The organism is Bradyrhizobium sp. 27S5, assembly GCF_037217225.1.
In the GTDB taxonomy this organism is placed as follows: domain Bacteria; phylum Pseudomonadota; class Alphaproteobacteria; order Rhizobiales; family Xanthobacteraceae; genus Bradyrhizobium; species Bradyrhizobium septentrionale.
The window spans coordinates 7,831,238-7,856,500 of record NZ_CP147714.1; the positions used below are offsets into that span (position 1 = coordinate 7,831,238).

At 63.9% G+C, this 25,263-nt stretch carries 23 protein-coding genes, 1 tRNA gene and 1 pseudogene; 17 read left to right on the forward strand and 8 right to left on the reverse strand.

Translation table 11 applies throughout. The annotated features are described in order from the left end of the window. The first annotated feature begins 174 nt into the window (after nucleotides 1–174). The gene (locus WDM24_RS36905) at nucleotides 175–843 is read left to right on the forward strand and encodes a helix-turn-helix domain-containing protein (protein ID WP_338829216.1); all 669 of its coding nucleotides are present in this window, start codon (nucleotides 175–177) and stop codon (nucleotides 841–843) included. 8 nt (nucleotides 844–851) lie between these two features. Here WDM24_RS36905 and WDM24_RS36910 read toward each other — a convergent pair whose 3' ends face one another. Both WDM24_RS36910 and WDM24_RS36915 read right to left on the reverse strand, forming a co-directional pair. Then, a complete protein-coding gene (locus WDM24_RS36910; protein ID WP_414645785.1) occupies nucleotides 852–1,289 on the reverse strand; it encodes an ion channel in 438 nt (145 codons plus the stop codon). Continuing rightward, nucleotides 1,289–2,368, reverse strand: coding sequence for an AI-2E family transporter (locus WDM24_RS36915; RefSeq protein ID WP_166302568.1), 1,080 nt, complete (start codon nucleotides 2,366–2,368; stop codon nucleotides 1,289–1,291). The genes WDM24_RS36910 and WDM24_RS36915 overlap by 1 nt, the downstream gene beginning before the upstream one ends. Nucleotides 2,369–2,615: 247 nt before the next feature. Between WDM24_RS36915 and WDM24_RS36920 the strand changes: the two genes are divergently transcribed. After that, nucleotides 2,616–3,029, forward strand: a complete 414-nt coding sequence (locus tag WDM24_RS36920) for a hypothetical protein (protein ID WP_338829218.1) — start codon at nucleotides 2,616–2,618, stop codon at nucleotides 3,027–3,029. Between the two features lie 29 nt (nucleotides 3,030–3,058). On the opposite strand, the pseudogene WDM24_RS36925 reads toward WDM24_RS36920, so the two are convergent. The 3 genes and pseudogenes from WDM24_RS36925 to aspD all read right to left on the reverse strand — a co-directional run bounded on the left by WDM24_RS36925 (nucleotide 3,059) and on the right by aspD (nucleotide 5,444). Continuing rightward, nucleotides 3,059–3,376 (reverse strand): annotated as a pseudogene (locus WDM24_RS36925) (hypothetical protein). Between the two features lie 88 nt (nucleotides 3,377–3,464). Beyond that, entirely contained in the window at nucleotides 3,465–3,617 is a 153-nt protein-coding gene (locus WDM24_RS36930; RefSeq protein WP_338829220.1) for a hypothetical protein, read from the reverse strand. A gap of 195 nt (nucleotides 3,618–3,812) precedes the next feature. Next, nucleotides 3,813–5,444 (reverse strand): aspartate 4-decarboxylase, encoded by a 1,632-nt coding sequence (gene aspD, locus WDM24_RS36935; protein WP_338832514.1) that lies wholly within the window; start codon nucleotides 5,442–5,444, stop codon nucleotides 3,813–3,815. Nucleotides 5,445–5,808: 364 nt separating this feature from the next. Between aspD and aspT (WDM24_RS36940) the strand changes: the two genes are divergently transcribed. Together aspT (WDM24_RS36940) and aspT (WDM24_RS36945) are read left to right on the forward strand one after the other, a co-directional pair. Further along, nucleotides 5,809–7,500 carry an aspartate-alanine antiporter gene (gene aspT, locus WDM24_RS36940; protein WP_338692321.1) on the forward strand — a complete coding sequence of 564 codons (1,692 nt, stop codon included), beginning with the start codon at nucleotides 5,809–5,811 and terminating at the stop codon, nucleotides 7,498–7,500. 26 nt (nucleotides 7,501–7,526) lie between these two features. Further along, complete coding sequence (gene aspT, locus WDM24_RS36945) at nucleotides 7,527–9,221, forward strand: aspartate-alanine antiporter (RefSeq protein WP_338829221.1); 1,695 nt, start codon at nucleotides 7,527–7,529, stop codon at nucleotides 9,219–9,221. A 109-nt stretch (nucleotides 9,222–9,330) separates the two neighbouring features. On the opposite strand, the gene WDM24_RS36950 is transcribed toward aspT (WDM24_RS36945), so the two are convergent. Next, a tRNA-Met gene (locus tag WDM24_RS36950) sits at nucleotides 9,331–9,407 on the reverse strand. A gap of 327 nt (nucleotides 9,408–9,734) precedes the next feature. Here WDM24_RS36950 and WDM24_RS36955 point away from each other — a divergent pair. From WDM24_RS36955 to WDM24_RS37000, 10 genes are all read left to right on the forward strand, one after another. Further along, on the forward strand, nucleotides 9,735–11,168 hold the full coding sequence (locus WDM24_RS36955; RefSeq protein ID WP_338829222.1) for a coniferyl aldehyde dehydrogenase: 1,434 nt from the start codon (nucleotides 9,735–9,737) through the stop codon (nucleotides 11,166–11,168). Nucleotides 11,169–11,284: 116 nt separating this feature from the next. Beyond that, a complete protein-coding gene (locus WDM24_RS36960) occupies nucleotides 11,285–12,892 on the forward strand; it encodes a choline dehydrogenase (RefSeq protein WP_338829223.1) in 1,608 nt (535 codons plus the stop codon). 301 nt (nucleotides 12,893–13,193) lie between these two features. Further along, nucleotides 13,194–13,709: a CvpA family protein gene (locus WDM24_RS36965; protein WP_338829224.1), complete on the forward strand. Its 516-nt coding sequence runs from the start codon at nucleotides 13,194–13,196 to the stop codon at nucleotides 13,707–13,709. Nucleotides 13,710–13,846: 137 nt separating this feature from the next. Then, a complete protein-coding gene (locus WDM24_RS36970) occupies nucleotides 13,847–14,629 on the forward strand; it encodes an SDR family oxidoreductase (RefSeq protein ID WP_029079681.1) in 783 nt (260 codons plus the stop codon). Next, on the forward strand, nucleotides 14,626–15,615 hold the full coding sequence (locus WDM24_RS36975; protein WP_338829225.1) for an NADPH:quinone reductase: 990 nt from the start codon (nucleotides 14,626–14,628) through the stop codon (nucleotides 15,613–15,615). The genes WDM24_RS36970 and WDM24_RS36975 overlap by 4 nt, the downstream gene beginning before the upstream one ends. A 103-nt stretch (nucleotides 15,616–15,718) precedes the next feature. Then, nucleotides 15,719–16,567, forward strand: coding sequence for an MBL fold metallo-hydrolase (locus tag WDM24_RS36980; protein ID WP_338829226.1), 849 nt, complete (start codon nucleotides 15,719–15,721; stop codon nucleotides 16,565–16,567). Nucleotides 16,568–16,707: 140 nt separating this feature from the next. Beyond that, nucleotides 16,708–17,550, forward strand: a complete 843-nt coding sequence (locus tag WDM24_RS36985; RefSeq protein ID WP_338829227.1) for a fumarylacetoacetate hydrolase family protein — start codon at nucleotides 16,708–16,710, stop codon at nucleotides 17,548–17,550. 144 nt (nucleotides 17,551–17,694) lie between these two features. Then, complete coding sequence (locus tag WDM24_RS36990) at nucleotides 17,695–18,309, forward strand: glutathione S-transferase family protein (RefSeq protein WP_338692327.1); 615 nt, start codon at nucleotides 17,695–17,697, stop codon at nucleotides 18,307–18,309. Nucleotides 18,310–18,334: 25 nt separating this feature from the next. Continuing rightward, entirely contained in the window at nucleotides 18,335–19,522 is a 1,188-nt protein-coding gene (locus tag WDM24_RS36995) for a serine hydrolase (RefSeq protein ID WP_338829228.1), read from the forward strand. 18 nt (nucleotides 19,523–19,540) lie between these two features. Then, a complete protein-coding gene (locus WDM24_RS37000; protein WP_338829229.1) occupies nucleotides 19,541–20,413 on the forward strand; it encodes an MBL fold metallo-hydrolase in 873 nt (290 codons plus the stop codon). 67 nt (nucleotides 20,414–20,480) lie between these two features. Here WDM24_RS37000 and WDM24_RS37005 read toward each other — a convergent pair whose 3' ends face one another. Beyond that, the gene (locus WDM24_RS37005) at nucleotides 20,481–21,023 is read right to left on the reverse strand and encodes a methylated-DNA--[protein]-cysteine S-methyltransferase (protein WP_166299336.1); all 543 of its coding nucleotides are present in this window, start codon (nucleotides 21,021–21,023) and stop codon (nucleotides 20,481–20,483) included. A 144-nt stretch (nucleotides 21,024–21,167) separates the two neighbouring features. Here WDM24_RS37005 and WDM24_RS37010 point away from each other — a divergent pair, with 144 nt between their 5' ends. After that, on the forward strand, nucleotides 21,168–21,977 hold the full coding sequence (locus WDM24_RS37010) for an alpha/beta hydrolase (protein ID WP_338829230.1): 810 nt from the start codon (nucleotides 21,168–21,170) through the stop codon (nucleotides 21,975–21,977). Between the two features lie 226 nt (nucleotides 21,978–22,203). Here WDM24_RS37010 and WDM24_RS37015 read toward each other — a convergent pair whose 3' ends face one another. Continuing rightward, on the reverse strand, nucleotides 22,204–22,659 hold the full coding sequence (locus WDM24_RS37015; protein ID WP_166216634.1) for a carboxymuconolactone decarboxylase family protein: 456 nt from the start codon (nucleotides 22,657–22,659) through the stop codon (nucleotides 22,204–22,206). 110 nt (nucleotides 22,660–22,769) lie between these two features. Here WDM24_RS37015 and WDM24_RS37020 point away from each other — a divergent pair, with 110 nt between their 5' ends. Together WDM24_RS37020 and WDM24_RS37025 are read left to right on the forward strand one after the other, a co-directional pair. Next, a complete protein-coding gene (locus tag WDM24_RS37020; protein WP_338829231.1) occupies nucleotides 22,770–23,636 on the forward strand; it encodes a sigma-70 family RNA polymerase sigma factor in 867 nt (288 codons plus the stop codon). Nucleotides 23,637–23,699: 63 nt separating this feature from the next. After that, a complete protein-coding gene (locus WDM24_RS37025) occupies nucleotides 23,700–24,956 on the forward strand; it encodes a M20/M25/M40 family metallo-hydrolase (RefSeq protein ID WP_338829232.1) in 1,257 nt (418 codons plus the stop codon). Nucleotides 24,957–25,263: the final 307 nt, after the last annotated feature.

Here is a 25,263-nt window from a genome sequence, read left to right on the forward strand (position 1 = left end):
AACACTCGCGTACCAATTGCGAACAAATTGCCGCATTTCCGGGCCCCCTGTCCTTTGGGACAATGGCCTCAAGACCAATAGAGCCTGGTCGGGCCGTGTCGTAGTCATTGCACGCGGACAAGCATTTTCGAACCGCTACGGACGCCGCAAGGTCATAGTGAAGAGGGTTGGTCCATGTTCGCTCGCGTCAATGTCAGACCGGCCAATGTACCGAGCGTCCTCGGTGGGCTGACCGCCCCGCATGCCAACTTCATCACCAGCGAATTCCACTACAGAAGGGGCGCCGAGATCTACGGCGAGGCGGAGCCCGCGGAGTACGTCTACCAGGTCGTTTCAGGGGCTGTCCGCAGCTACAAGCTCCTCTCCGACGGACGACGTCAGATCGGTGCTTTTCACCTCGTCGGGGACATTTTCGGCCTTGAGAACGCCGAAACCCATCGCTTCACAGCCGAAGCCGTCGTCGACACGGACGTGCGCCTGATCAAGCGGATGAGCCTCGAACGGGTGGCCCATTCCGATTCCGTCCTGGCTCGCAACCTGCTGGTCATGACCACCAGCAACCTGCAGCATGCCGAAGATCACATGCTGCTGCTCGGCCGCAAGACTGCGTTGGAGCGGGTGGCCGCGTTTCTGCTCGAAATGGATCGCCGGCTGACCGGCGTCGGCGTCGTCGCCCTGCCGATGTGCCGGCGCGATATCGCCGACTATCTCGGGCTGACCCTCGAGACCGTATCGCGTGCGCTATCCAAGCTGCACGCCTACGGAGCCCTCGACTTCCTCGGCTCGAACCAGCGCGAAATCATGCTGGTAGACCGCGACCAGCTCTCCAGGCTGGACAACTGACCGCCACATTACGAGGATTTCGTGAGCGTACCCTGGCGTTCGATGGTCTTTTGCAGCACTTCAAACAGGACCGCCGTCGACCAGCCGAACATCAGAATACCGTTCATGGCGGCCATCGGGCCGACCAGCAGCCACTGCTTGACCGGAACGACGTCGCCATAGCCGAGCGTGGTATAGTTCACAAAGGCGAAATAGAGCAGATTGCTGGCCGTGGGCGCTGCACCAATCACAAGATAGGCCAGTGACCACACCACGATCTCCAAGGTATGAGCCACCATCAGGATCAAGGCGGTCGCTACCATCACGCCGCTGAGCTGCAGCTCAAACCGGCCGGTGGCGCTCAGGGCGATATTCCGCATCAGTCCGATCACCACGACGGTGAACAACGAATGCAGCGCAATATTGATCGCACTCACCGCCAATCCCGCGAGGAGCTGAAACAGTATCATCGCTCACCCGCCAGCCGGGCACGGTCGTCCCGGATCCACGCGGTGATCAACTCCCAGGCGACCGCGAGAATGATTGGGCCGATGAACAGGCCCACGATGCCGTGGGCAAGCGTGCCTCCGATCACGCCGACGAAGATGACGAGCGCCGGCGTGGTCAGGCCCCGCCCCATGACCAGCGGCTTCAGCACATTGTCGAGGACGCCGACCACCAGGAAGAACAACGTCAGCGCGAGTGCCGTCGTGAAGTCCTTGGCCAACCAGAGCCAGATGATGACGGGGAACAGCACGATCGCCGCCCCAATCTGCACGATCGCCAACAGCATCACGACAAACGCCAGCAGGCCCGCGTTCGAGATCCCCGCCAGCTTGAACCCAATGCCGGCGAGCAGCGATTGCAGGACGGCAACGCCGATGACGCCCTGGGAGACCGCCCGAATTGTCGCGCCTGCGAGGTCGAGGAAGTGCTCGCTCTGCTCCGGCACGATACGGGACAGGAAACCCCTGCATGCCGCGGCAAGCTGCCGGCCGTGGGGAAACAGGAACCCCGCGAGCACGACCGCCAGCAGAAACTTCAGCATCCCGACGCCGGCATTGCCGGCAAACGCAAACAGGACCCCGGCCAGCGGCTTCAGATGCGGCACGACCTCACGCAGCACGGCGCGCAGATTGGTCGACGCCCGATCCCAGAAGTCATAGAGCGGGCCGCCGATCAGCGGCCAATCCTTGATCTCCGGCATCGGCGATGGCACGACAACGTTACCGGCGCTCAGTTGTCCAGCGAGCTCTCTCACCCCCTCCACCGCCCCGATCCCGAGCCAGGCCGCCGGTCCGATGACGACAGCCAATGCGATCAGGGTCAGGACCAGGGCGGCGATGCCCGCATGGCCGCCGAGCATCCCTGTGAGCCAGTTGAAGACTGGATAGAGCGCGACCGCGAGCACGACGCTCCAGGCCAGGATCGGCACGAACGGGCGAACCAGGACGAACGACCAGTAGATCAGCAGCGCCAGCAATCCGAGACGAATTGCGAGCTGGATGAATTCGTCTCCGGCCACGAGCTGGCGAAGGGTTTTCAAGAACGTGCTCTCGATTGAGCGTCAACAGGCACGCAGAAAGCGGTGCCATCGCCCTGGCACGCATCGCTTGATCCAGATCAAGCGTCACGCGTCCGCCACGCCAAAGACGCCCTCATGGTCACATTGATTCAAATCAAGCATCAGCCGCTGGCAGCTGACAGGCTTGGCTGCACCTGATCCGGAAGTCGGCCGTGATTTGTCTGTCGTTGGATCACGACTGCCCTGTCACCCCGCTGTGGAGGACGTGATGAAGAACACCAAAACCCTGCTGGCCTTGATCCTGCTTGCGAGCACGGTGGACGCGGGTCATGCAGCCCCGCAGCCGACCAACATCGCTGCCATGAAAGGCATGGTCGACAATGGCGCCGTTCAAGTCCGTTGGGGCGGCTGGGGCGGCGGCTATCGCGGTGGCTGGGGCTATCGCGGTTGGAGAGGAGGCTACGGCGGTTGGGGTTATCGAGGATGGGGCGCCGCCGCTACTGGTGCGATCGTTGGCGGAGCCATCGCAAGCGCGGCCTATGGCGGGTATCCCTACTACGGCGGCGGATATGGCTATGGCTCCGGATACGGCTACGGCTCCGCATACGGCTATTGCCCGCCTGGCGGAGGTTACGGCTATTCGCCGGCCTACTACGCCCAGCCGCGCTATTACGGTTGGTAGGTCGGCCGTGGAACTGGCCTTCAGTGACGTCACCGGAGGCCGAGCAACGAACGCCGATAGCCGCTATCGCGCGCTTCGTTCCTGCACACGAAACTGCCGTCAAAGCCCCTGCCATAGCGGCTCTGGCCTTTGAGATAATAGCGTCCGCGGCGGAAATCGAGCCAGACCACGGCATCGCTAGGGCAATGCCGCTAAGCCTGGGCTTCATAACGGAAGGACGTTAGCGGCAGCGCGACCGTTTGTTGTGCAGAGCAGAACAGGACAATCGTGGCCGAGAGCCCGATTCCGAACCTTTCTGCCAGATGGCCTCGACGTCCGGTCGAATTTGCAACTAGTTTGAAGCGCATTTCTTGCCGCCCGGACTGGTGCTTCCGGTTGCAGGCGCCTGAACTCGTCGCCGACATAAATTCAGCCAGCTTCAGATGAGGGGCTCGCTCAGAGCGACAGCAATCCAAAGGCAAACGCGACAGTCGACAGCATCCCGGCCGTCATGACCGTCAACCTGAAGGCAAAATCGCCGTCGATCGCTTCAAGCCAGCGATGAAGCGCTCGCCGAAATATGTCGCTGCCGTTCCCCATGATGGTCATGGTAGATCACGGAGAAAATCGAGTGACCAGTGCAGCTTGTGCCAGACAATTGGAATTGCGTGCGACAAGCTGGCTCACCCAATCGGACTATAATAGCCCGGTTGACCGCGCGGCGCCCTGAATGGCGAATGACCTGGCAGCCTTGTCAGCGACAGCTCGCGCGCCGGAGATCAAAGTTCCAACCGCGTGGAAAGCTCAGCGCTTTGCGCCTCCCTTATTCCCGGTCGCCGCTTCGTAGGCATCGCGATAGCCTCTGGCGATGGCCCGGACACCTCGTCCGATATCGTCGTAGACATCGTCGGGGAGGTTCGCGAGCGATACCCGAAGCGACCATTCCGGTGCATCGAAGCCGCCTCCGTTCAGCAGCACGATTCCGTGGGCTTCGGCCAGCCTGAACGCGAGATCCAACGGGTGGACATTCTTCTTCAGGTGTTCAACGGCATCGTCGCCGATGTTCTTTCGAGCCCAGAACTCGAAATCGATAAGGCCGTAATAGGCATCGTAGTTCGGGTTGGGGGTTAGCTTATCAGCAAGCCCGAGCCCGTCGAGCAGCGACCACAGGCGTTTGTTGACGATTTCCATGCAGGCCGCCTGATAGGCCTTTTTCACGTCCAGCATCTCCGAGAGCGAGAACAGGCTCATCATCACCTGCTGCGGCAACGATAGTCCCGCGGTGTGATTGAGTGCCACGTCGCGGCTGTCGGCCACGATGCGGTCGATCAGCTTGAGCTTGCGCGGCTCCAGCGTCAGCGGCCCGTAGCGCTTGTCGAGCGCTTTCACGGCGGCATCTGGAAGCTTGGCGATCATCTTGTCGAAGATGTTGTCTTCGTGGATGGCAATGGCCCCGAGCCGCCATCCCGTGCAGCCGAAATACTTCGAATAGGAGTAGACGCCGATGGTGTTGTGCGGCAGCTCGCCCAGCAGCGAACGGAAGTTGTGCACGAAGGTTCCGTAGACGTCGTCGGTGAGGATCATCAGGTCGGGGCGCTTGGTCTTGACCAAATTGGCCAACTTGGCAATCGTCTCCTTGCTCAACGCCATCCCCGGAGGATTGGACGGATTGACGACGAAGAAGGCCTTAACCTTCGGATCTTCCAGCTTCTTGATTTCCTCGTCGGTGAACTGGAATTTGTTTTCCTGCGGAGCCCTGATCTGAACGACCTTCAGATCGTAGTCTTCCAGGTGCGTCATCTCGATGTAGGGCGTGAAAATCGGCGTCGCCAGCGCAATCGTATTACCAGGCACGAGCAGCCGGTTCGCTTTCAACGACTTGAAGAGGTAGCACATCGCCGCCGTGCCGCCCTCGACCGCATAGATGTCGAATTTTCCGGCCGGCCGGGGCTCGCCGCAGACGGCCCACATCAGATATTCGTGCACGATCTTTTCGTTATGCACCAACATGCGGTCCGGCACCGGGTAATTGTCGCCGATGATCGAATCGACGAGTTCGTGGACGAAGGCGTCGGGATCGAAGCCGAATTTCTTGACCGCGAAGGGCAACATCTCGGTCAGGAAGCTCGCGCCCGGCATGTCCTTGTGCTGGGCGAGCCAGGCCTCGAACCGCCCGGCAATCCCCTTGGCCTGCGGCATGCCGCCGATGCCCGCCGGGTGCTCCATCACCCGCTTGCTCTCGGTGATGGCGAATTGTCCGAGCAGGAAGAAGCCCTCGCGCGGCGTGGTGGCGATCCAGTTGGGATTGCCCCGCCCGGCGTTCAGAAAGGCCATCTGACTCTGCTTCGAAGCACTCTTCGCGAGGTTGATCAGCTCATCCTTGATCTCGAAGGGGCTCAACGCCTCGAATTTCTTTAGGGTCAGAAGATCGGCCATTTGACACTCCCGGGGACGGTGCGAGCGGTTGGAACGCAGGCGGACTGGCGCCTTGCCTGCGCGATCGCGGTCAGCTTGATCCGCAACCGGTGACGAGCCTTGATCTATGTCAACGGTCTCGTGCAGGCGGTGCGATCGCAGCGCCGGTGGGCCCGTCACGACGCAAATCGCGAACCGCGCGTGAGTTGTCGGCAAGACGATGAAACCGCAGCGCTCTCGCAGTTGCGATTGACATAGATCAACATCCTTCTCGCCAGCCGCCGCCTGATGTCGATCGACACAGTTGCTCGCCCTTTTCGGCCCGCCGCGCGAGATCGAAGCGAGCGCATGCCGAAGCCCCGGGACAGCATGAACGGGTGACATCATGATCGATTGGTTCTTCCAGACGCTCCGCACCTATCCCGAAATCGCGATCTTCCTCTCTTTGGCCCTGGGCTACTATTTCGGATCCTTCACCTATAAGGGTCTCGGTCTCGGCGCGGTCACTGCGACGCTGGTCGCCGCGGTCATCATCGGCCAGATCGGAATCACGATTTCGGGGCCGCTCAAGCCGTTCTTCTTTCTGATGTTCCTGTTCGCAATCGGTTATGGCGTCGGACCGCAATTCGTGCGTGGCATCGCGCAGGACGGCATTCCGCAGGCGATTTTCGCGGCCGTGGTCTGTGTGTTCTGTCTTCTCTCGGCGTATTTCGGCGCGAAGATCGCCGGCTATGACGTCGGATCGGCTATCGGGCTCTATGCCGGCTCGCAGACGATTTCCGCGTCGATGGGACTTGCGACCGACGCCATCAACCGCCTTGGCCTGCCCGCAGACGAAGCCAAGAAGCTGCTCGATGCCATGCCGGTCGCCTATGCCGTGACCTATATTTTCGGCACGGTTGGATCGGCGATCGTCCTGGCCCTGCTCGGGCCCGCGCTGCTCGGCATCGATCTCGAGACGGCATGCAAGAACTACGAGGAAGAGCATGGCGGCAAGAAGCAGCTGGGCGGCCCGGGGACGGCCTGGCACCAGTTCGATTTGCGCGCCTACCGGGTTCGCGAGCGCGGGCCTGTCGTCGGCAAGACGGTCGAGCAGGCAGAGGCACTGATTCCCGATCAGCGCATCTTCGTCCTCCGGCTGCGGCAAGGCGGAAAGATCGTGGAGGCAACCTCCGACACCGTGATTCACGCCGGCGATGTCGTCGCCGTAGCCGGCCGCCGCGACGTGCTCGTGCAGCTGATCGGCGAGCAGGCGGAGGAAGTGGACGATCGTGAGCTGCTGGCGGTGCCGATCGAGGGCGTCGATGTTTACGTGACCAGCAAGGACGTCGATGGCAAGACGCTGGAGGAACTGGCGAAAGCGCCGGGCGCTCGCGGCGTTTTCCTGCGCAAGATCACCCGGGGCGCGATCGCCACCGAGATCCCGATCCTGCCGAACACGAAGATAAACCGGGGTGACATCGTCACCCTGGTCGGCCGCACGGCCGATGTCGCCGCCGCGACGACCATGCTGGGCCGGCCGGATCGTGCGACCGACATTGCCGACGTCGCGTTCATCGGCGCAGCCATTGCGATCGGCGCCCTTGTCGGCGCCTTCGTCTACAAGATCGGAAGCGTGCCGCTCACTCTGTCCACCTCCGGCGGCGCGCTGATCTCCGGTCTGTTTTTTGGCTGGCTGCGATCCGTGCACCCGACCTTTGGCCGCATCCCGTCACCCACGGTGTGGTTCATGAACTCGGTCGGCCTGAACGTCTTCATTGCCGTGGTCGGCATCTCCTCGGGACCGGGATTTGTCGCCGGATTGCAAAAGCTCGGCTTCAGCCTGTTTCTCTGGGGCGTCGTCGTGACCACGGTGCCGCTGATCCTGGCGATGTTCGTCGGCAAATACCTGTTCCGCTTCCACGACGCGATCCTGCTCGGATGCTGCTCCGGCGCGCGTACGACCACCGCCTCGCTGGGCATGATCAATGACCGCGCGAAGAGCCAGATTCCCGGCCTTGGCTATACCGTCACCTACGCGGTCGGAAACACGCTGCTGACGATCTGGGGCATGGTGCTGGTGATGATGATGACGTAGCCGCGGCGAGCGACGATGTTGAAACGATGGTGATTTGGCTGCAGCAGTTTCTCGTCCGTTATCCGGAGCTCGCACTGTTCCTGGTGATCGCGGCGGGCTACTGGATCGGAAGCTTCAGGATCGGCGCCTTCAGCCTTGGCCCGGTGACGGGCTCGCTGTTCGCCGGCCTCGCGGTCGGCGATTTCGCGCATGTGCCGGTCTCCAGCATGACCAAATCGTTCCTGTTCCTGCTGTTCCTGTTCGGGGTGGGCTATTCGGTCGGTCCGCAATTCGTGCTGGCGATGAAGCGTGACGGGCTGAAGCCGATGCTGATGGCCATTGTCGTCAGCTTCACCGGTCTTGCGGCGGCGATCGTCGTGGCACGCGTGCTGAAACTTGACCCCGGCCTCGCGGCCGGACTTATGTCGGGAGCCCTGAGCCAGAGCGCCGCAATGGGAACGGCGACCGACGCAATCAATGGGCTGCCCGTGTCCGAGGCACAGCGCGCATTGCTTGTCTCGCACATCGCGGTGGCCGATGCGGTCTGCTACATCTTCGGCTATGCCGGCGTGATCACATTCTGCACGATCATTGTTCCGGCGCTGCTGAAGATCGATCTGAAGACGGAAGCGCTCAAGCTGGAGCAAACCCTGGGCATCACGCGCGCCAAGCCCGGCCTGGCGTCCGCCTGGCGCAAGTTCGAGTTGCGCGCCTATCGGCTGGATGATCACGCGGCGATCGCCGGACTGACGGTTGCCGCCGCCGAAGCTCGCGTGCCCGGGCAGCGCGTGTTCATCCATCGCATTCGCCGCGGAGAGCGCATCATCGAGGCGGAGCCTGGAACGATGCTGGCGGCAGGCGATATCGTCGCGCTGTCCGCACCGCGCCAGATCATCGTGGAACAGGTCGAACCGCGCGGCGAGGAGGTCGAAGACCAGGAGCTGCTCGATATCCCTCTGATCTCGGCCGACGTGTTTCTGATCAACCCGAAGCTCGCGGGCAGCAATCTCCAGCAGGCCTCGGAACAGACTTGGGCGCGCGGCCTCTATTTGCGCTCGCTGAGCCGGGGTGGCGAGGCACTTCCCATTGCTGCCGGCGTCGTCCTGCAGCGCGGCGATCTGCTTCGCGTCGTGGGTCCTGAACCGGTGGTGCAAAATGCAGCCAAGAGCATCGGCGTCATCGTTGCGCCGAGCACCACCATCGATTTCGTGGTGCTGGGACTCGCGATTTTCCTCGGCGGCCTCGTTGGCGTTCTCCTGAGCTTTTCGGTTGGTGGTGTCACGATCTCGCTGAGCACCAGCGTCGGCACCTTGCTCGCCGGACTTCTGGTCGGCTATCTCCGCACCCGTCTGCCGTATTTCGGCCGGATCCCCGACGGCGCGATCAGCCTGATGACGTCGCTCGGACTGGCGGCGTTTGTCGGCCTTACCGGGATTCATGCCGGACCGATCTTCCTTTCCGCGATACGGGAGTCGGGCATCGGCCTGCTTCTGGGCGGCATGATCGTAACCCTGCTGCCCCAGATCGTCGGCTTCTGCTTTGGCCATTTCATCTTGCGCATGAATCCGATCCTCTTGCTGGGGGCGTTGACTGGAGCACAGACGGTCACGGCGGCGATGGCTGCCATTCAGGAGCGCTCGGGTAGCTCTGTGGTGGTGCTCGGCTATACGCCCGCCTATCCGATCTCGAACATTCTGCTGACGACTTGGGGATCGGTGATGGTGGTCGTTTTCGCCGGATGAGCCGTGAGAGCCCAGCCCTCCGCGCCATTGACCTTGTCGGGGCGACCGTTCGACTCAAAAACAAAAACCCAGCAATCCATTGAGATTGCTGGGTTTCCATTGTCGATCTTGGTTGCGGGGATAGGATTTGAACCTATGACCTTCAGGTTATGAGCCTGACGAGCTACCGGGCTGCTCCACCCCGCGTTAAACCGTTGCGTGCCTTGCTGAAAGAGAGCCTGAGCCGGTCGGCCAACGCATCAGATGGCGCCGATCGATCCGTCCGGAGGCTTCCTGAGAAGGCGACCCGGGCCGAAGCCGTCGGGTGCGAGGGGTATGTATCAACGTGAGTGCGGTTTGGAAAGCCCCGGATGCGGGTTTTTGAGGTTTTTGTGACGCCGAAATCTGTGGTTTTCCTAGCAAATTTACCGCCCGGAACCCGCTCTTGCCAGATCACGCGCAAAAGCGGAGCTTGGCGCCCAACAAGATCCGTCAAGGAAACGTCGTCCGAGGGGGAACGCCGAGGGGAACGCCATGGACCGGCCATTGAAGAGCCCGGGGCTGCATGCGCTTGAGGAAGCCTTTCACCGCCAGATCGAGCTGTCACGGAGCGAGCCGGCGCCGACATTGCAGGCGCGGCTCGACCGGTTGCGCCGCCTGCGCGCCGCGCTGACCGAGAACGAGGCGCGATTCGGGGCGGCAATCTCGGCCGATTTCGGCCACCGCTCCACCGTCGAGACCGCGATCGCCGAGACCATGCTGGTGCTCGGCGAGATCAAGCATGCGGCCAAGCACCTCAAGGGCTGGATGGCGCCCGAAAGGATCCCGACCACGGTGCAGTTCGCGCCGGCCAAGAACCGGTTGATCCCGCAGCCGCTCGGCGTGGTCGGCATCATCGCGCCCTGGAATTATCCGCTGCAGCTGACCTTGGCGCCCGCAGTCGCCGCGATCGCGGCCGGCAACCGCGCCATCATCAAGCCGAGCGAATTGGTACCGCGGTTCGCCGAGCTGCTGGCCGAGGTGATCGAGAAGAAGTTCGACACCACCGAGCTCGCGGTCACCGATATCGACGACGACATCGCAAAGGCCTTTGCCGCGTTGCCGTTCGATCATCTGATCTTCACCGGCTCGACCCGGGTCGGCCGGCTGGTCGCGGAAGCCTGTGGCCGCAACCTGACGCCGGTGACGCTCGAGCTCGGCGGCAAGTCGCCGGTGATCGTCGACGGCTCTGCCGATATCGACGAAGCCGCGCAACGTATCGCCTATGGCAAGCTGCTCAATGCCGGCCAGACCTGCATCGCGCCCGACTACGCGCTGGTGCCGCAGGCCGCGGTGCAGCCCTTTGCGATGCGGCTGCAGGGCCACATGCAGCACATGTTCGGCACCGACCCCGCCAACGCCGACTACAGCTCGATCGTCTCGAACCGGCATTACACGCGGCTGGAGGGCCTGGTTGCCGACGCCGCCGCGAAGGGCGCGACCATCATGCAGCCGGCGACGCCGAACGATCCCGAGTGGAAGGCGAGGCGCAAATTCCCGCCCACCGTGATCGTCGACGCCACGCCTGAGATGACCGTGATGCAGGAGGAGATTTTTGGACCGCTGCTGCCGGTCATGGGCATGCGCGACGCGACCGAGGCGATCGCCTTCATCAACAAGCGCGACCGCCCGTTGGCGCTGTACTGGTTCGGCACCGACAACGCCGCCCGCGACGCGGTGCTGGCGCGCACGGTGTCGGGCGGCGTCACCGTCAACGATTGCCTGTTCCATTTCGCCCAGGCCTACCAGCCGATGGGCGGCGTCGGCGCGTCCGGCACCGGCGCCTATCACGGCGAATGGGGATTCAAGACGCTGACCAAGCAGAAGCCGGTGTTCTACCGCTCGCGCTTCAACCGGCTCGCCGATCTCTATCCGCCCTATGGCGCGAAGATCGCGCGGCTGGAGAAGCTGATGCGGTTGTTGTCGTAGCGCGTACGCCGTCATTCCGGAATGGTCCGAAGGACCAGACCCGGAATCTCGAGATTCCGGGTTCGATGCTAGCGCATCGCCCCGGAATGACGAACAAGAACAAGCAAGGGGGAAACGTGACTGACACACTCGATTTCGTGGTGGTGGGCGCAGGCTCGGGCGGCTGCGCGGTGGCAGGACGGTTGTCGGAGGATGCGGCGACTTCGGTGGCGCTGCTCGATGCCGGCGGCAAGAACGACAATTGGGTCGTCACCGCGCCCGGCGCCATCATTCTCATGCTCTCCGGCAAGATCAACAACTGGGCATTCGACACGGTGCCGCAGAAGGGCCTGAACGGCCGCATCGGCTATCAGCCGCGCGGCAAAGGGCTCGGCGGCTCAAGCGCCATCAATGCCATGGTCTATATCCGCGGGCATCGCGCCGACTACGATCACTGGGCTTCGCTCGGCAATACGGGCTGGAGCTACGACGACGTCCTGCCCTACTTCAAGCGTTTGGAGCACAACACCGAGCTCGACGGCGAATATCACGGCAAGGGCGGGCCGCTCAACGTCACGGGCCTGCAGTCCGACAATCCGGTCAAGGAGATGTTCTTGCAGGGCGCGCGCGAGGCGCAGTTCCGGATCCGCGACGATTTCAACGGCGCCGAACAGGAAGGCCTCGGCATCTACCAGGTGACCCAGAGGAATGGCGAGCGCTGGAGCGCAGCGCGCGGCTACATCCATCCCCACATGGGCCGCCGGCCCAACCTGCGCATCGAGACCCAGGCGCAGGCGACGCGCATCATCTTCGAGGGCAAGCGTGCCGTCGGCGTCGAATACATGCAAGGCAAGCAGAAGAAGGTGCTGCGGGCGCGGCGCGAGGTCATCCTCTCGGCCGGTGCGTTCCAGTCGCCGCAATTGATGATGCTGTCGGGCATAGGCGACGCCGCGGCGCTCGGCAAGCACGGCATCGCCAGCGTGCATCATCTGCCGGGTGTCGGGCAGAACCTGCAGGATCACCCCGATTTTGTGTTCGGCTTCGCGTCCGACGCGCCTTATTTCTCGGGGCTGTCGTGGAGCGGCATCGGGCGGATCATCAAGGGCATCGGGCAATACCGACGCGAGCGGCGCGGCCCGATGACCTCGAACGTCGCCGAATGTGGCGGCTTCCTGAAGACGCAGCCTGAGCTCGACGTCCCCGACATCCAGCTGCATTTCTGCATGGCCATGGTGGAAGACCACGGCCGCAAGCCGCGCTGGGGCACCGGCTTCTCCTGCCATGTCTGCCTGCTGCGCCCGGCAAGCCGCGGCAGCGTGTGGCTGAACAGCGCCGACCCGCTGGCAGCCCCCGCGATCGATCCGAATTTCTTCGGCGAGGACAGCGACGTCGAGACCATGGTCGCAGGCTTCAAGATGACGAAGCGGCTGCTCGACACGCCGGCGCTGCGCGCCCTGCAGCAGAAGGACATGTTCACATCAGATGTCCGCACCGATGACGACATCCGCAGCATCCTGCGGGCGCGCTCCGACACGGTCTATCACCCGGTCGGCACCTGCAGGATGGGCACCGACGATCCGCTTGCGGTGGTCGATCCGAAGTTGCGCGTGCACGGGCTCGAAGCGCTGCGCGTGGTCGATGCCTCGATCATGCCGACCCTGATCGGCGGCAACACCAATGCGCCGACCATCATGATCGGCGAGAAGGCCGCCGACATGATCAAGGCGGAGATGCGGGCGGGGTAGCCACTTTGTCATTCCGGGGCGCGACGAAGTCGCGAACCCGGAATCCATTGAGCCGCAGGCTCGGTGGATGAATGGATTCCGGGTTCGCGCTGACGCGCGCCCCGGAATGACGACTGTGGAAGGGCCGAGTCAAGCCCGGCAATGACGCCCCCGCGAAGCGCCGGCGATGAGGATGATTTCTTTACCGACATCGAATAGGCCGGACATCCATAGGTTGCCGGATTGAAGCGGACGATTGATCACTACAATTGTCCCTGATGTAAGCCGGTTTCATCAACCGGGGGACCGGGAATACCTTTCCATGAACCTCTTCGACATTGTCGTGACCCTCGGATTGCTGTTCGCGGTGGTCACCGGCTTCACGACGGGCCTGCTGCGCAGCGCGGTCACGATCCTGGCCTATCTCGTCGCGATGCCGCTCGCGGTCGCCGCGATGGCGATGATCGGGCCGCACATCGCGACGCTTCCGTCGTCGCCGTTTCCGCCCAACGGCGTTCTGCTGTTCGGCCTGTTCCTGCTGATCGGCGTCATCCTCGGGAAAATGGCGCGGACGATGCTCGATGACACCATCGGTGCGGAGATCGGGATCGGCGACCGGCTCGGCGGCGCGCTGCTCGGCGCGATCAGGGTCGGCCTCGTCGTGACCACGCTGGTGGTGGTGTTCGATCAGCTGGTGCCGGTTGCCAGGCAGCCGCAATTCCTCAACGGATCGCAGTTGCGGCCGTTGTTCTCCGCGGCCGGACAGGCCGGATTCCGCTCATTGCCGCCCGAAGCCGCCATGGCGATCGAGCGGTTGCGGCGGGAGCAACACATCTAACCCACGGTGCTCGCCCGCCTGTTCCGGTCCGGCATGCACTTATGCATTGCACCTCCCTTACCGGCGCCGCCGGGCTTGGCTAGACTGGCGCCATCAAAACCTTACAAACCGACCCGACATCACAGGGAGTGGAACTCGTGGATCTTGGAATCAAAGGCCGCCGCGCCATCGTCTGCGCATCGAGCAAGGGACTGGGCCGCGCCTGCGCGATCGCGCTCGCCAATGAGGGCGTGCATGTCACGCTGACGGCGCGCGGCGCCGAGGCGCTGAAGCAGACCGCCGACGAGATCCGCAAAGGCCATCCCGCCGTCACCGTCACCGAGATCGTCGGCGACATCACGACCCCGGCAGGACGCGAGGCCGTGCTCAAGGCCTGCCCCGATCCGGACATCCTGATCAACAATGCCGGCGGCCCGCCGCCCGGCGATTTCCGCAACTGGACCCGCGACGACTGGATCAAGGCGATCGACGCCAACATGCTGACGCCGATCGAGCTGATCAAGGCGACCGTCGACGGCATGATGGCGCGCAAGTTCGGTCGCATCGTCAACATCACCTCGGCGGCGGTGAAGGCGCCGATCGAGATTCTCGGCCTGTCCAACGGCGCCCGCGCCGGCCTCACCGGCTTCGTCGCCGGCCTGTCGCGCAAGACCGTGATCAACAACGTCACCATCAACGGCCTGCTGCCGGGCCCGTTCGACACCGACCGTCTGCGTGGCACCGGCAAGGCGGAAGCCGAAAAGCGCGGCCTTTCGATCGAGGCTGTCATGACCGAGCGCGCCAAGCTGAACCCCGCCGGCCGCTTCGGTCACCCCGATGAATTCGGCTACGCCTGCGCCTTCCTGTGCGGTGACAAGGCGGGCTTCATCACCGGGCAGAATATCCTGCTCGATGGCGGTGCCTTCCCGGGCACGCTGTGAGGGCAGTCTGGTACGAGCGGACAGGCGCGGCGCCGACGGTGCTTACCGTCGGCGAGATGCCGACACCTGAGGCCGGCCCCGGCGAGGTCCGCGTTCGCCTCGAGGCTTCAGGCGTCAATCCGGCCGATGTCGGCCGCCGCAGCGGCAACTATCGCGCGATGGAATTTCCGCGCGTGATCCCGAACAGCGACGGCGCCGGGATCGTCGACCAGGTCGGTGAAGGCGTCACCCGCTTTGCGGTCGGCGACCGGGTCTGGCTGTTCAATGGCCAGCGCAATGGCCGCGCCTTCGGCACCGCGGCCGAATACATCACGCTTGCCGATTATCTGGTGACGCCGCTGCCGCAGAACGTGTCGTTCGCGGCCGGTGCTACGCTCGGCATCCCCTGCATGACCGCGTGGTGCGCGCTGTATGCGGACGGTCCGATCGCCGGGCAGACGGTGCTGGTCACCGGCGGCGCCGGCGCGGTCGGCCACTATGCCGTGCAGCTCGCGAAATGGGGCGGCGCGCGGGTGATCGCGACCGTGAGCTCGCAGGTCAAGGACGTCGAAGCGCGGCTCGCCGGCGCCGACACGGTCGTCAACTACCGGACCGAGGACGTCGTCTCGAAGGTGATGGCGTTCACCGAGAACAGCGGCGTCGACCGCGTGATCGACGTCGATTTCGGCGGCAATCTCGCGACCACGCTGAAGATCATGGCGATGAACTCGACGATCGCGGTCTACGCCACCAACGGCAACCGCACGCCGACCCTGCCGGTGCGCGAATTGATGGAGAAATGCATCACGGTGCGCGCGCTGGTGCTGTTCGCACTGCCGCCGCCACTGCTCGCGGCCGCGCAGGCCGATATCACGAAATGGCTGGAGTCGGGCACCCGGGTGCACAACATCGCCGCGCAATTCGCACTGGTCGAGACGGCAGAAGCCCATCTCGCCGTCGAGAAGGGCGACAAGGTCGGCACCGTGATCGTCGACTGCGCGCGGTAGTCGCTGGGCTGATGCAGGAAGCGCCGACTTGATCCATTGCGCCGCCACGCGGAAGCAAGCATGGTCCGGCGACAGAGCAACAAAAAAACCGAGGACACGCCGCATGCAATGGACGATCGGCAAGGTCAGGATCACAAAAGTCGTCGAGCTCGAGACCGTCGGCAGCACGCGCTTCATCCTGCCGCTCGCCCTCCGGGAAGAGATCCTGAGCCTGCCGTGGCTGATTCCGCATTTCGCCAACGAGGAGGGCCGGCTGAAAATGTCGATCCATTCGCTGCTGGTTGAGACGCCGGAGCACCGCATCATCGTCGACACCGGGCTCGGCAACGACAAGCAGGGCCGCAATGTACCGACCTGGAACAACCGCAGCGATCCGTTCCTGGAGAAGCTGACCGCGGCCGGATTCGCCCCTGACAGCATCGACACCGTGCTGTGCACGCATCTGCATGTCGACCATGTCGGCTGGAACACCAAGCTCGTCGACGGCAAATGGGTGCCGACCTTCGGCAAGGCGCGTTACGTGTTCGGCAAGACCGAATACGAGCACTGGCGCGACCACAGCGATGATCCCGCCCACGCCGCCGTGTTCGCGGACTCCGTGAAACCAATCGCGGATGTCGGCAAGGCCGAGCTGGTGCCGAGCGACCACCGGCTGACCGAGGAGATCACGCTGATCCCGACGCCGGGTCACAGCCCCGGCCACATGAGCATCCACATCAAGTCCGGCGGCGAGCAAGCGCTGCTGACCGGCGATGCCGCGCATCATCCCTGCCAGATGTATCACCTCGACTGGTCTGCGACCGTGGATTCCGATCCGAAGCAGTCGGCCGCGACGCGGCGCGACTTGTTCTCGCGCTTTGCCGATACGCCGACGCTGGTGATCGGCGGGCATTTCAGCGCCGGCCACATCCAGCGCGACGGCGACGCGTTCCGCTTCATCGCGCTGGGCTGATCGGCCCGAACTGGCCTTGAAATAAGGCTTGGCAGCAATGCAGCGCGCTCATGGCGGTTGAATTTCCCGGCGCGCTGTTCCATGAAGCGTGTCGAGGTATACCAGTAACAATCCTCAGGACATCGTAGGGAGTGATCAACATGAAGCTTGTTCGTTATGGCGAAAAGGGTGCGGAAAAGCCCGGTCTGATCGACAAATCCGGCCAGCTGCGCGACCTCTCGGCCCACCTGAAGGACCTGACCGGCGACGCCTATTCGCCGGACTCGCTGAAGAAGCTTGCCGCCCTCGATGCCGCCTCCCTGCCCGCCGTCTCCGGCAAGCCGCGCTTCGGCGCCCCGGTCACCGGCATCTCCAAATTCGTCGCGATCGGCCTGAACTATTCCGACCACGCCAAGGAAACCGGCAACCCGATCCCGTCCGAGCCGATCTTCTTCCTGAAGGCCAACACCGCGCTGTCAGGCCCGAATGACGCGGTCGAGAAGCCGCGCGGCTCGACCAAGCTCGACTGGGAAGTCGAGATCGCCGCGATCATCGGCACCCGCGCCAAGTATGTCTCGGAAACCGACGCGCTGAACCACGTCGCCGGCTACTGCATCTGCAACGACGTCTCCGAGCGCAATTTCCAGATCGAGCGCCTTGGACAGTGGACCAAGGGCAAGTCGCACGACACGTTCGGTCCGGTCGGCCCGTGGCTCGCCACCAAGGACGAAATCGCCGACGTGCAGAAGCTGTCAATGTGGCTCGACGTCAACGGCCAGCGCCGCCAGACGGGCTCGACCTCGACCATGATCTTCACCATGGCGAAGTGCATTTCCTACGTCTCGCAGTTCATGACGCTGCTGCCCGGCGACATCGTCACCACGGGCACCCCGCCCGGCGTCGGCACCGGCATGAAGCCGCCGCAATATCTCAATGTCGGCGACGTCGTGACGCTCGGCATCGAAGGTCTCGGCGAACAGCGCCAGGAAATCGTCGCTGCGTGAGTGCGGCGGGAAACCGCACCACCAATGCGTCATGGCCGGGCTTGACCCGGCCATCCACGTCTCAGTCGCCTCGCAACAGTAAGACGTGGATGCCCGGGTCAAGCCCGAGCATGACGGCGGAAAGAATCTTCGCAGGAGTTCTCCATGAAACTCACCTTCTCTCCCGCCTCCCCGTTCGCCCGCAAGGTGCGCATCGCGGCGATCGAGCTTGGCCTGATCGACAAGATCGAGCTGGTGCCGGCCAGCGTCGCGCCGGGACAGGCCAACGATGAATATTCGAAGATCTCGCCGCTGAAGAAACTGCCGGTGCTGATCCTCGACCATGGCGATGTGATTCTCGATTCCTACGTGATCGTCGAATATCTCAACGAGATCGGCGGCGGCCGGCTGATCCCGGGCTACGGCCCGCGGCGCTGGAAGCTGAAGACCGATCACTCGCTGATCAACGGCATGCTCGATTCCATGCTGCTGTGCCGCTACGAGAAGATGGTGCGGCCACAGGGCTCGCTGTGGCAGGCCTGGTACGACGATCACTGGAACAGGGCCTGGGCCGGCATGGCGCGGTTCGAGAACCGGCCGGACGTGCTGGACGGTTCGTCGTTCGACATCGCGCAGATCGGCCTCGTTTGCGTGCTCGGCTATGCGGATTTCCGCTTCGCCGATTGCGGATGGCGCAAGGCCTATCCCAAGCTCGACGCCTTCTACCAGAGAATGCTGGAGCGGCCGTCGGTGAAGATCTCGGCGCCGCCTGCGGCGTAGCGGAGGAAGCCGGGGAGAAATGACGATGCGCCATCGCTTCCCCCGCCTCTCACGTCTCGGCGCGAGCCTCGCGCTCGCGTTGACGGCCTCAATCGCCAATCTGAGGGCCGACGATATGACACCAGGACAACGCCAGCCTTGCGGATCGCCGGCCGCGCTCGACGACGGTTGGGTGATTGCCTCGCCGGAAAGCGTCGGCATGGATGGTGAGCGTCTGTGCGGCATCGCCGCGCGGCTCAGTCTGCGCAGCAGCGAGGTGCATTCCGTTGTCGTGGCACGTCACGGCAAACTTGTATTCGAGCAGTATTTTGCCGGCATCGACCAGCCGTGGGGCCAGCCCGAAGGTCGCATCGAATTCACCGCGACGACCAAGCACGACATGCGCTCGGCAACCAAGAGCGTGACGGCGCTGCTGGTCGGCATCGCCATCGACCGCAAGCTGATCGCCAGCGCCAATGAGCCCGTGGTGAAATTCTTTCCCGAGCATCATCAGGTGAAATCGGCCGGCTGGGACGCAATCACGCTGCACCATTTGCTGACGATGTCATCGGGCATCAAATGGGACGAGACGCTGCCGTGGATCGATCCCAACAACGACGAACCGCATCTCGCTTTCGATGTCGATCCGATCGGCTACGTGCTGGCCAAGCCGATCGCAGCACCCCCGGACACGCTATGGACCTACAATGGCGGCGGCACCGATCTGCTCGGCAACATCCTCGAGCAGGTCTCCGGCAAATCGCTTGAGGCGTTCGCGCGCGAGGTGCTGTTCGCGCCGCTCGGCACCACCGATTTCGAATGGAAGACCTACAAGAACGGCAAGATCGCTGCTGCGTCCGGCCTCAGGCTGCGGCCGCGCGACGCTGCAAAGATCGGCCAGCTCGTGCTCGACCACGGGCGATGGAAGGGGCAGCAGATCGTCCCGGCCGAGTGGATGGACCAGTCGATCGCACCGCACTTCCAGGCGGTCGGCTATTTCGGCGGCACGCTGTTCTATGGCCATCACTGGTGGGTGGGGCGATCATTTTCCGCGGGGAAGGAAGTCAAGTGGGCCGGCGCCTTCGGTTGGGGCGGCCAGCGCATCATCGCCGTGCCCGATCTTGACCTTGTGATGATGACGACGGCAGCCCAGTACGGCCAACCGAAGGAAGGCCTTGCGGCAATGGATATCCTCACCAACATCATCATTCCCGCCGTACGTGACGCGCACTGATATTTTCAAGGAATCACCATGAGCCTGAAATTTGCCGCCGGCGACCTTACTATTCATCGCATCGTCGAGCAGGAGACCACATTCCTGCCCGCGCACGAGATGCTGCCCGGGCTGACGCCGGAGCTGCTTGCCGAGAATAGCGGCTGGATGAAGGAAGCGGGCGCGCTCGACGACAACGACACGCTGATCCTGGCGTTCCAGTCCTACATCGTGAAGACGCCGCACCACACCATCCTGATCGACAGCTGCATCGGCAACGACAAGCCGCGGCCGGCGCGGCCGAAATGGAACATGAAGACCGACGACAGCTATCTGCGCGGCCTCGCGGCGGCCGGCTTTTCGGTCGGCGACATCGATTACGTGATGTGCACCCATCTGCATGTCGATCATGTCGGCTGGAACACGCGGCTGGAGAACGGCCGCTGGGTGCCGACCTTCCCGAACGCGCGTTACGTGTTCGACAAGACCGAGTTCGACTACTGGACCGAGACCAACGCGAAAGCCGAGGTGCCACCATTCGTGGACAGCGTGCTGCCGGTGGTCGAGGCCAAGCGTGCCGCGATCGTCGGCAATGATTTTGCGATCGGCGACCACGCGCGCATCCTGCCGACGCCCGGCCACACGCCGGGCCACGTCGCCTTCACCTTCGGCCGCGGCAAGGACGATGCAGTGTTCGCCGGCGATTTGATGCACTCGCCGATCCAGACGCATTATCCGGAGCTGTCGGCGAAGTTCGACGTCGACCAGGCGCAGGCCGCGACGACGCGGCGGAGTTTCCTGGAGCGCTATTGCGACACCGACACGCTGTGCTGCCCCGCGCATTTCCCCTCGCCCTCGGTCGGCAAGATCAGGCGGAAGGGGAACGGGTTTGTGTGTGAGACGATGACGTAGTATCGCCGCTTGCTCGGCTCACCTCTCCCGGTGAAGAACGGGGAGAGGGAGCAGATAGAGCCTTCGCTCAATCAAACAAACTCGGCGTGTGGTTCACGACCGCGCCTTCGATCTGCAACATCTTCAGCTTGGTCACCACGCCGCCATTGGCCGAGAAGCCGCCCGGCTTGTTGCCGGCCGCCAGCACGCGGTGGCAGGGCACCACGATCGGGCACGGGTTGCGGCCCAATGCCTGGCCGACGTCGCGCGACAGCTCGACGCCGCCGAGCTGCTTGGCGATATCGCCATAGGTCACGGTCTTGCCCGGCGGAATCTTCCGCGCGATGTCGTAGACACCGCGGTTGAATTCCGGCACGCCGTCGAGATCGAGCACGATGTCGGCGAGGTCGTTCGGCTTGCCGGCGAGCAGCTCGATCATGCCGTCGATCGCGTGCTGCACCTCGGCCGGCGGCGCCGCCTCGGTGACGTCGCCGTTGCGCTGAAAAATCCGCTTGCGGGTCTTCTCCTCGGTGCCCATCGGCAGCTGCACGCCGGTGACGCCGTGCTCGCCCCAGACGACGCCGCAGGCGCCGATCATGGTCTCGAAGATCGCAAAATGCTGGCCGGTCATGGCTCGCTCCAGATATTCCTTCGGCTCACGCGCTTGAGCCTGCTGCTGACCTGAAATCTAGGCTTGGAGAATGTTGCTATCCACCCGAATTCCGTGGGAACTTGGGTCAAATCAACAACATCTGCTGCCCCTGCGCGAGTCCAAATGCAAAGCCTCCACGTCAACGGTTTCGACATGCCCTATCTCGATATCGGAGAGGGCCCACCGCTGGTCTGCGTGCATGGCTCGCTATGCGACTTCCGGATCTGGTCGGCGGTGCTCGGCCCGTTGACGCGCCGGCATCGCGTGATCGCAGTCAGCCTGAGGCATTTCTTCCCGGCGCACTGGGACGGCGTTGGCGACACCTATTCGATCGCCCAGCATGTCGACGACGTGATCGCCTTCATCGAGCAATTCGACACCAGACCCGTCGACCTGATGGGGCATTCCCGCGGCGGCCACATCTGCTTCCGCGTCGCACAGCGGCGGCCGGATTTGTTGCGCAAGCTCGTCCTGGCCGAGCCCGGCGGTGAGCTCGACGGCACGCTCGATCCCGACTTCCAGCCCGGCCCCTCGCCGCTTGCGGCGCGGATCGCGGCCTCAGCCGACGTGATAGCCGGAGGCGACATCGATGGCGGCTTGCAGATCTTCATGGACGCGCTCGAAGGCCCCGGCGCCTGGAAGCGGCTTCCGGCAACCTCCAAGCAACTCTTGCGCGACAACGCGACGACGCTGATCGGCCAGACCCGCGACCAGCGCCCGCCGTTCTCGAAGGCAGATGCGGAGGCGATCAAGACACCGACGCTGTTCATCGGCGGCGCCAACACCAAGGGCGGGCTGCCGAAGGTGCTGCACGCCCTCGCCGCCAATGTGAAGGGTGCACGCACCGAGATGATCCCGGGCACCACGCATCCGATGTTCGAGCAGGCGCCGCAACGATACTGCGAGATCGTGCTGGAGTTTTTGGCAGCATAGGCAGTGCACCTCTCCCCTTGTGGGAGAGGCATGGGCCGCCTCCGGCGGCCGTCTTCAAGAACGCCGAAGCGAAGCTTCGGCTATGTCGCATCGATAGATGCGATCCGGGTGAGGGGTCTGTCTCCGCGGAGAGAACCCCTCACCCGGCGCGATGCCGCTGCGCTTTATCGCGCCACCCTCTCCCACAAGGGGAGAGGGTCTACCACCTGCTTGGCGAGAAGGCGGCTCACACCTTCCAAACACCGACCGGCTGGCGCACGGCGACGTTCAGCCGGTTCCAGACGTTGATCGCTGCGATCCCCAGCACCAGGGATGCCAGCTGCTGCTCGTTGAAATGCTTCGCTGCCTCGTCCCATACCGCATCCGTCACCGGATCCTCGCGGTCGCTGAGCCGGGTCACCGCTTCCGTCAGCGCCAAAGCGGCGCGCTCGGCGTCGGTGAAATAGGGCGTGTCGCGCCAGGCGCCGACCGCGAACAACCGCTCATCGGTCTCGCCGGCGCGGCGCGCGAGTTTTGGGTGCATATCGACGCAGACACTGCAACCATTGATCTGGCTGGCGCGCAGATGGACCAGTTCGAGCAGCTTTTCCGGCAAAGCCTGTTTGGTGCTCTCGCTGAGCGCCTGCAGCGCCTTCATGGCATCGGGAACAACCATCACCGGGTGGTTCATGCGGGCTTTCATCATGTCACTCTCCTGATTTGCTTTTTGACGTCGCCGCGCCGATCTGCTGTCACATCGGCCCACTTTCGTTCGTCATGGCCATGACGGAGCGGACAAAGGGAATGTGACCGATGGACGAGAAAAATTCTCTCACCGAGAAGTTCGAGGCCAACCGGCCGCGCTTGCGGGCCGTGGCCTACCGCATGCTCGGCTCGACCGCCGAGGTCGACGATGCCGTGCAGGAAGCCTGGCTGCGGCTCGGCCGCACCGACACTGCTGCGGTCGACAATCTCGGGGGATGGCTGACCACGGTGATCGCGCGCATCTGCCTCGACATGCTCCGCTCGCGCAAATCACGCCGCGAGGAGCCGATCGGCCCGCATGTGCCGGAATCGGTCGCAGACAATCCATCCGAACGCGAGACCGAGATGGCTGACGCCGTCGGCGCGGCGCTGCTCGTGGTGCTGGAAACGCTGGCACCGGCGGAGCGGCTGGCTTTCGTGCTGCACGACATGTTCGCGGTGCCGTTCGAGGAGATCGCGCCGATCGTCGGGCGCACGCCGGCCGCCGCGCGGCAACTCGCCAGCCGCGCCCGGCGCCGCGTGCAGGGCGCGCCACCCGCACCGGATGCCGATCTCGACCGGCAGCGCGGCATCGTCGAGGCTTTCCTCGCCGCGTCCCGCAACGGAGATTTCGAAGCGCTGCTCGCCGTGCTCGCGCCTGATGTCGTGGTACATGCCGATCAGGCCGCGCAGCGGCTCGGCTCGCTGCCGGTGATCCGCGGCGCCGCAGCGGTCGCCGCAAGCTTCAAGGGACGCGCGCAGGCGGCGCGGCCCGCGCTGGTCGACGGCGAGATCGGCGTTGCCGTCATCTTCGGCGGCGCGCTGCGCGTCGTGCTGCGGGTCACGATTTCAGGCGACAGGATCGCGGCGATCGATGCGACCGCCGATACCGCCGCGATCGAAACACTCGATGTCGAAGTGCTCGACCGCGCCTGACGCGGCTGGAGGCTGAAGGGTCGCGATGCTATCGTTCTCCCGCGCCATCAAGGGAGGACGATCATGAAACTATCCATCAAATTGCTCGCGTCGGCCGGCCTGTTCGCCCTCGCCCTCGCCTCGTCCCCCGCCTTTGCGGCCGCAGACGAAAAGCTGCGCGCGGCTGCCGAGCAAGCGCAGCCGGCCGTGATCGAGAGCCTGCACGACATGGTGCTGATCGAGTCGGGCTCCAGCGATGTCGAGGGCCTGAAGAAGATGGCCGACTATACCGAAGCGCGGCTGAAGGCGCTCGGCGCCAAGATCGAGCGGCGCAAGACCACGCGCGGCGCCGGCGCCGACTTGGTGATCGGCACCTTTGAAGGCAGCGGCAGCAAGAAGCTGATGCTGATTGCGCATATGGACACCGTCTATGAGCACGGCATCCTCGACACCCAGCCCTACAAGGTCGACGGCAACAGGATCTACGGGCCCGGCATTGCCGACGACAAGGGCGGCATCGCCGTCATCCTGCATTCGCTCAAGATCCTGAACGATGCGGGCTGGCGCGACTACGCCAAGCTCACCGTGTCGTTCAATCCGGATGAAGAGGTCGGCTCGATCGGTTCCGGCGAGATCATCGCCGAGCTCGCCGATCAGCACGATGTGGTGTTGTCCTGCGAGCCGACGGTTGCGCCGCCGGTCGCCAGGAATGAAAGTCTGCTGCTCGGCGCCAGCGGCACCGCGACCGGCACGATCGATGTCAAGGGCAAGGCCTCGCATGCCGGCGCCGCGCCGCAGCTCGGCCGCAACGCGCTGATCGAGCTCGCGCATCAATTGCTGCAGACCCAGGACGTCGCGAAATCAATCCCGGGCACGCAGCTGAACTGGACCACCGCGAAGGCCGGCACCGTGCGCAACCAGATCCCCGACCACGCCAGCGCCGGCGCCGACATCCGCCTCACCATTCCTGATGGAGTCGAGAAGCTGCAAGCCGCGCTCGACGAGAAGGTAAAGAACAAGCTGATCGCCGACACCGAAGTGACGGTGAAGGTCGCGGCGGGCCGTCCGCCCTTCGTGGCAAACGATCGCGGCCGCGCGCTCGCGAAAGAGGGACAGACGATCTATGCTGAGCTCGGGCGCACGCTGGACATTGCGGAAATGACCGGCGGCGCAACCGACGCCGGCTACGCCGCGCGCAGCGGCAAGGCTGTCGTCGTCGAAAGCTTCGGCCTCGCCGGCTGGGGCTATCACGCGCGCGACGAATACATCGACACCAACTCGATCGTGCCGCGGCTCTATCTGATGACACGGATATTGATGGAGCTGGGCAAGGCAAAGTAGCGGAACGAGAGCGCACAACGGTATCGCGCTGAGACAGCAGCGCCAATCTTTCGCGCCGGCAGCCGGGGCCACTCGTCTCCCGCAAGCATCCCTTGCGGGGAGGCGTTGCCAAAATATCGAAAACAACCCCATGCAAAGTAGCCGGTGGCCGGCGTTCGACCAGGCACCTTGACGCGTCGGGCAACTCACGGGCATTCTTCCAATATTCCGAAATCAGGCAGACGTACGCTCGCCCCCAACCGCGAGAGCGAGCTTCGCTGAGCGATTGAGGCTGGCTGATCACTGGAGCCGATGCGAACGCTGGACT

Coding starts and splice junctions, on each gene's coding strand:
- WDM24_RS37015 (WP_166216634.1), bottom strand. CDS start 22,659: ATGAAAGCCCGCATGAACCACCCGGTGATGGTTGTTCCCGATGCCATG.
- WDM24_RS36965 (WP_338829224.1), top strand. CDS start 13,194: ATGAACCTCTTCGACATTGTCGTGACCCTCGGATTGCTGTTCGCGGTG.
- aspT (WP_338692321.1), top strand. CDS start 5,809: ATGATCGATTGGTTCTTCCAGACGCTCCGCACCTATCCCGAAATCGCG.
- WDM24_RS36980 (WP_338829226.1), top strand. CDS start 15,719: ATGCAATGGACGATCGGCAAGGTCAGGATCACAAAAGTCGTCGAGCTC.
- WDM24_RS37005 (WP_166299336.1), bottom strand. CDS start 21,023: ATGACCGGCCAGCATTTTGCGATCTTCGAGACCATGATCGGCGCCTGC.
- WDM24_RS37000 (WP_338829229.1), top strand. CDS start 19,541: ATGAGCCTGAAATTTGCCGCCGGCGACCTTACTATTCATCGCATCGTC.
- WDM24_RS36995 (WP_338829228.1), top strand. CDS start 18,335: ATGCGCCATCGCTTCCCCCGCCTCTCACGTCTCGGCGCGAGCCTCGCG.
- WDM24_RS36990 (WP_338692327.1), top strand. CDS start 17,695: ATGAAACTCACCTTCTCTCCCGCCTCCCCGTTCGCCCGCAAGGTGCGC.
- WDM24_RS36905 (WP_338829216.1), top strand. CDS start 175: ATGTTCGCTCGCGTCAATGTCAGACCGGCCAATGTACCGAGCGTCCTC.
- WDM24_RS36955 (WP_338829222.1), top strand. CDS start 9,735: ATGGACCGGCCATTGAAGAGCCCGGGGCTGCATGCGCTTGAGGAAGCC.
- WDM24_RS37010 (WP_338829230.1), top strand. CDS start 21,168: ATGCAAAGCCTCCACGTCAACGGTTTCGACATGCCCTATCTCGATATC.
- aspT (WP_338829221.1), top strand. CDS start 7,527: ATGGTGATTTGGCTGCAGCAGTTTCTCGTCCGTTATCCGGAGCTCGCA.
- WDM24_RS36985 (WP_338829227.1), top strand. CDS start 16,708: ATGAAGCTTGTTCGTTATGGCGAAAAGGGTGCGGAAAAGCCCGGTCTG.
- WDM24_RS37020 (WP_338829231.1), top strand. CDS start 22,770: ATGGACGAGAAAAATTCTCTCACCGAGAAGTTCGAGGCCAACCGGCCG.
- WDM24_RS37025 (WP_338829232.1), top strand. CDS start 23,700: ATGAAACTATCCATCAAATTGCTCGCGTCGGCCGGCCTGTTCGCCCTC.
- WDM24_RS36920 (WP_338829218.1), top strand. CDS start 2,616: ATGAAGAACACCAAAACCCTGCTGGCCTTGATCCTGCTTGCGAGCACG.
- WDM24_RS36930 (WP_338829220.1), bottom strand. CDS start 3,617: ATGACCATCATGGGGAACGGCAGCGACATATTTCGGCGAGCGCTTCAT.
- aspD (WP_338832514.1), bottom strand. CDS start 5,444: ATGGCCGATCTTCTGACCCTAAAGAAATTCGAGGCGTTGAGCCCCTTC.